Source organism: Nitrospinota bacterium, from assembly GCA_029881495.1.
Classification (GTDB): Bacteria; Nitrospinota_A; UBA7883; order JACRGQ01; family JACRGQ01; genus JAOUMJ01.
Genome location: JAOUMJ010000055.1, coordinates 1 through 3,578, shown reverse-complemented (window position 1 = coordinate 3,578; position 3,578 = coordinate 1). Strand labels below are relative to the sequence as shown.

The 3,578-nt window shown below is 47.5% G+C and carries 6 protein-coding genes; 4 read left to right on the top strand and 2 right to left on the bottom strand.

What is annotated here, in order from left to right; genetic code table 11:
• The first annotated feature begins 16 nt into the window (after positions 1–16).
• The 4 genes from tsaB to OEY64_13110 are packed head-to-tail and all read left to right on the top strand — an operon-like array spanning position 17 to position 1,740.
• Entirely contained in the window at positions 17–703 is a 687-nt protein-coding gene (tsaB, locus tag OEY64_13125) for a tRNA (adenosine(37)-N6)-threonylcarbamoyltransferase complex dimerization subunit type 1 TsaB (GenBank protein MDH5543885.1), read from the top strand.
• Positions 704–706: 3 nt separating this feature from the next.
• A complete protein-coding gene (locus tag OEY64_13120) occupies positions 707–928 on the top strand; it encodes a hypothetical protein (GenBank protein MDH5543884.1) in 222 nt (73 codons plus the stop codon).
• 53 nt (positions 929–981) lie between these two features.
• Positions 982–1,254 carry an anti-sigma factor gene (locus OEY64_13115; GenBank protein ID MDH5543883.1) on the top strand — a complete coding sequence of 91 codons (273 nt, stop codon included), beginning with the start codon at positions 982–984 and terminating at the stop codon, positions 1,252–1,254.
• 30 nt (positions 1,255–1,284) lie between these two features.
• Positions 1,285–1,740, top strand: a complete 456-nt coding sequence (locus OEY64_13110; GenBank protein ID MDH5543882.1) for a CoA-binding protein — start codon at positions 1,285–1,287, stop codon at positions 1,738–1,740.
• Positions 1,741–1,874: 134 nt separating this feature from the next.
• Here OEY64_13110 and OEY64_13105 read toward each other — a convergent pair whose 3' ends face one another.
• Positions 1,875–2,444, bottom strand: a complete 570-nt coding sequence (locus tag OEY64_13105) for a hypothetical protein (GenBank protein ID MDH5543881.1) — start codon at positions 2,442–2,444, stop codon at positions 1,875–1,877.
• Positions 2,441–3,578, bottom strand: a 1,138-nt coding sequence (locus tag OEY64_13100; GenBank protein ID MDH5543880.1) for a cobalamin-dependent protein, incomplete at its 5' end; no start/stop codon positions are given. The genes OEY64_13105 and OEY64_13100, both read right to left, overlap by 4 nt.

Here is a 3,578-nt window from a genome sequence, read left to right as displayed (position 1 = left end):
GCTAGAATAAGGCAGGATGATAATAGTAGGAGTTAATACATCCACTCGTCAGGGGAGCGTCGCTCTTGTTGCGAATGATGAAGTTGTGGATCAGGAAGAATCCAGCTCGCCAGAGTCGTTTTCCCGTACACTTCTGGTAATGATAGACAAACTTCTTTCACGCAATCATGGTGAAATTCAGGATATTGACGGATTCGGTATCGCTGTTGGACCAGGCTCGTTTACCGGTATACGTATCGGCCTCGCTACCTTGAGCGGGATATGTCTTTCACGAAGCATTCCGGTTTATGGAGTTAGCACGCTCGAGGCTATAGCTCTCTCCTCCTGCCATTCCGGCCCCGGGACGATCATTCCAATGCTGGATGCGGGACAGGAGAACGCCTACTTCGCTTCATTTAAAAAAAACGGGAGAGAGCTGGAACGTCTTTCGCCTGATCGCGTAGCGGAAATCAGTGAAATTGCAAAGGAAGCGGAGGCCAACACACTCACCCTGGGTGACGGGGCTGAGGTTTACAGGGAACAATTAAGCCTCTCTGGCGTTGGCATTATGGAAAGCAATTTTTGCTTTTCCACATCGGCGGGGGTCGGTTTACTTGCAGAGAAAATGGCATTGGCAAATGTACAGAGCGACATATATCGTATCAAACCAAATTACATGCACCGCGGTTCAATCAAAAACTACCCATTAACTTTGGAGGGCTAGAAAATGTTAACTTCAATTCAGCAAAATCCAGCATTTGATTCTCTTTACAAGGATAATGAAGATTTTCGGGAACTTTATGACGAATATCTGTATCTAAAAGGAGAGACGGAAAAACTGAATAAGCTGAAATCGATGACCGAAGATGACCATAAACGGGTACACGAGATTAAAATAAGGAAACTACAGATAAAGGACATTCTGGAAGCGATTACGAACAGCCAGTAGGCTATATCATTTATCGCTCTTGGTCCCGGCTGGTTTCTGAATGAAAGGGTGAGATGACGACAGATACCGAAAACGGTTGCAAAGGGCATAGCCATGAAAAAGGGGAATGCGTTGAGCTACTCGGCAAAATGTCCGATTACGTTGATAAAGAACTCGATGACAGCACGCAAAAAAGGCTGGAAAACCATTTTCAAAACTGTCCGCCATGCCTTATGGTTTTAAAATCATTGAGGAAGACACTGGAGATCTTCAAGAGAAGTGATGAAATACCGCCCCCCGAAAATCTTGCTGCGGAGCTGAATAAAAAAATCAGCGAGCTGGATTAAAACAGAAATTAACTGAATAGGAAAAAAGAAATGATGAGTGATGAAGAGTCCGAGAGCTGTGAATTCCCCGACCACCCAAACGATCCGGAACTGATAAAGAAGGTTATCACCTCCTACAAAACCATTGCCATCGTCGGCATCTCCAAAAAACAGGAGAGGGACAGCCATATGGTTGCCGCTTACATGCAGAAGCATGGATATAGAATTGTCCCGGTAAATCCGACAGCCGATGAAATTCTTGGTGAAAGGTGCTACCACTCACTCGCCGAAATCCCATTCGAGGTAGATGTAATTGATGTGTTCAGAAAACCGTCTACTCTCCCGGCGCTGGCAAACGATATCGTTGGTATGGCAAATAAACCAAAAGCGGTCTGGTTTCAGATCGGCGTAGTGAATAACGAAGCGAGCAAAATAGTATCTTCAGCCGGAATTGAAGTAGTGCAAAACCGCTGCATGAAGGTCGAGCATATCCGTATGACTGCCTAGACGTATGCCGGGGTGGCTACCCCCTCTTCAAACCGGATAGTTCCATCCTTTGAAGTAACAACTACTTTTCTCCCTTCTGTTATCTTCCCTTCGACTATCCGTAATGCCAACTCTCCAGGATGTCGGGCGTTTGGCTATCGCGGGTTGTGGTAACGGTGGGGGATTACTTCGGCGACCTTGAATTCAAACCGGTAGGTCTTTTCCTCTCCTGCCAAAGATACAGGAAAAACTACCGCGAAGGTTTTATCCTTATTAAGCAGAGCCGCGTCTGTCTCCTGGTCAAAGAAAGGAACTATCGACCAGGTCCACTGCTCATCCAGTTTCTCCACATTTTCGATAGGGACGATAACATTCTCTTCCGTTGTTCCGGCAGTAAGGAGAGTATCCTTCGCCTTATCCATTCTGCTTGTAAAGAGAACTTCATTGTTGGCAATCTTGTGTGACATCCCCTTGTAGTCGACATACTTCACGCTGGACCATTTCAGTTTCACATCCGAGCCTGACTTGTTCGTAATGAATGCCTTGATCTTTTTCTCCGAGATATCAAACCGGAACGCGAGATTGGAATCCTCGTGCATCCCCGCATAATTATTTGAAGGCTCAACCATTGAGTAAACATGATAGTACCTGTACGCGGAAAAATCGGCGCACGCAAAAAACATAACCGATAAAACAGCTATCGGAAAAAACTTCATGCTTTTCATTTCACAAGAAGGCTCTCCGCGAGCTCTGCCACACCGCCAACATCCTTGCCATATCCGTCCGCCCCTATCTCGTCAGCGAACGACTTCGTGACAACCGCGCCCCCTACCATAACCTTGTAAGGGAGGTTACGTTTTTTAACTTCATCTATTATTTCCGGCATCCTTATCATCGTCGTCGTCATGAGCGCCGACAGTGCAAGTATGTCGGCCTTATGTGTTTCCGCCGCCTCAAAGATTTCCTCCATCGGCACCGAGCGCCCGAGGTCGACAACCTTCCAGCCGAAATTTTCCAGCATTATGCAGCATACGTTCTTCCCTATATCATGCACGTCACCTTTTACCGTTGCAAAGATAATCGTGCCTTTCTTCTCAACCGTCCCGCCGGAGAGGAGTATCGGCGTGAGTATCGACATACCCTTCTTCATAGTATCTGCGGAAGCGACAAGGTGCGGAATGAATTTCTTTTTCTCGCCAAAAAGGTCACCCAGCTTTCTTATAGCCGGGGTCATGATATCCATAAATAGTTCAAGTGCAGGTATCTTCTCTTCAAGCGCCCTATTGATAAGAGCGTGGATAGAATCCTTCTCCCCTTCAAGGACTGCGGAAAAAACCTCTTCCCTTGTGGTCATCTTCTTTTTCGGCGCAACTTCCTCTTCCGAGCCGGAAATTTTTCTTAGCTCGTCAGTTCCGTCCCCTGATTCATAATGGGTGGCAAATTCGATATAGCTTTTGCACCCTTCGTCTCTTCCTGTAAATATGGAAGCTGAAGCGACAGCCTTGTGCATCCCCGCCGAGTATGGATTTACAATCGCGGCATCCAGCCCCTCACCCATCGCCATTGCGAGGTAGTGGTTATTAATCGACGGTCTGTCCGGCAAGCCGAACGACGTATTGGAAATGCCAAGCGTTGTGGAACAGCCAAGCTCTTCCCGTATCCTCTTAACAAGAACGAGGGTCTCCCGCGCGCCCTCCTGCATTGCGGAAGCTACAACCGCCAGACAATCGAAGACAATATCTTCTCTCCTCATGCCAAGCGCCAGCGCGCGGTCGAGAAGTATCTTCGCGAATTGAAAACGTTTTTCGGCCGATTCCGGTATCTCTTCACCCGCGCAAAGCGCCATCACCGCTGCGCCT

Coding starts and splice junctions, on each gene's coding strand:
- tsaB (MDH5543885.1), top strand. CDS start 17: ATGATAATAGTAGGAGTTAATACATCCACTCGTCAGGGGAGCGTCGCT.
- OEY64_13120 (MDH5543884.1), top strand. CDS start 707: ATGTTAACTTCAATTCAGCAAAATCCAGCATTTGATTCTCTTTACAAG.
- OEY64_13115 (MDH5543883.1), top strand. CDS start 982: ATGACGACAGATACCGAAAACGGTTGCAAAGGGCATAGCCATGAAAAA.
- OEY64_13110 (MDH5543882.1), top strand. CDS start 1,285: ATGATGAGTGATGAAGAGTCCGAGAGCTGTGAATTCCCCGACCACCCA.
- OEY64_13105 (MDH5543881.1), bottom strand. CDS start 2,444: ATGAAAAGCATGAAGTTTTTTCCGATAGCTGTTTTATCGGTTATGTTT.